The organism is Pseudomonas sp. xss_2 (assembly GCF_043104195.1).
Lineage (GTDB): Bacteria > Pseudomonadota > Gammaproteobacteria > Pseudomonadales > Pseudomonadaceae > Aquipseudomonas > Aquipseudomonas urmiensis.
Genome location: NZ_JBICKL010000111.1, coordinates 1 through 889 on the forward strand (window position 1 = coordinate 1; position 889 = coordinate 889).

General features: G+C 63.3%; 1 protein-coding gene and 1 pseudogene. Both read left to right on the plus strand.

Annotated features, from left to right (window positions below; translation table 11 throughout):
• A partial coding sequence (locus ACF8K2_RS24980) for a TIGR03756 family integrating conjugative element protein (RefSeq protein ID WP_392468446.1) occupies positions 1–753 on the plus strand: 753 nt, incomplete at its 5' end.
• Positions 753–889: pseudogene (locus tag ACF8K2_RS24985) on the plus strand (integrating conjugative element protein); the annotation flags it as partial. The gene ACF8K2_RS24980 and the pseudogene ACF8K2_RS24985, both read left to right, overlap by 1 nt.

Sequence of the window (889 nt, forward strand, 5' to 3'; positions counted from 1 at the left end):
TCGCCCAAGGTTCGCCACTTCATTCCTGAACTGGTGGTGTCGAGCTATTCCGACACCGGCAGTAACCCTTGGGGCGAGATGTCTGCCTTGTCGGCACCCACACCCCTATCGCAAGGCGGGGGCAACTTGATCACGCCCTCACCGCAGCGCAACAACCTGCCCCGCTTCAAGAACGTCGACGGCATCGGGCATCCTGGCGGCACTGCCCTGACGGCCCTGGCGCAAAACTTCGGCTATGCGTGTCCAAGCGGGGCGGTACCGCTTGCCCCCTACTACCTCAGCACGCTCGATCCACTGGCCTGGCGCCACGCCATCCCCGAGTCCGTTTACCCGCAGGCGCTGACTCCGGGCATGCGCGAGATCGGTAGCCAGGCCCTCGGCAACATGTGGGGCAACGTCTACCCACGCCAGGGATTCCTGGTACAACCCGACGATTTCAAGGCTGCCGCGGTGATGGCGCAGCGCGCCAGCGACTTCATCACCCGCGTTGGCCAGCCACACGTCTATCTGCCGCTGCAGCCGATGCCTTCGCCCGGCTATTGGCCGCCGCAGCCGGTGATGGAGAACAACATCAACAACCACCGCTGGCAGTTGCTCGCACCGATGCTGCAAAGCACCTGCGCCATCTTCCCGAGCGCCATCCTCCAGAGTGCCGATGGCGCCTACGCCTGGTCGTTGTGGAGCCCGTACAGGTGCTGCCAACGCATGGGCCAGACCTTTCTGTTCAGCATCGACTTTGATGGAGGCCAGTGATGAACACTCTCTCGTTCGGGTTGGTATGTCTTTTCGTGTGCGCCGCTGGCCACGCCGCCGAGAGTGGCTACCACTTGGGTGACCAGGCCCAGGTGTTGGACGACCGGGTGATGTACACCATTGGTGGTGGATCTGC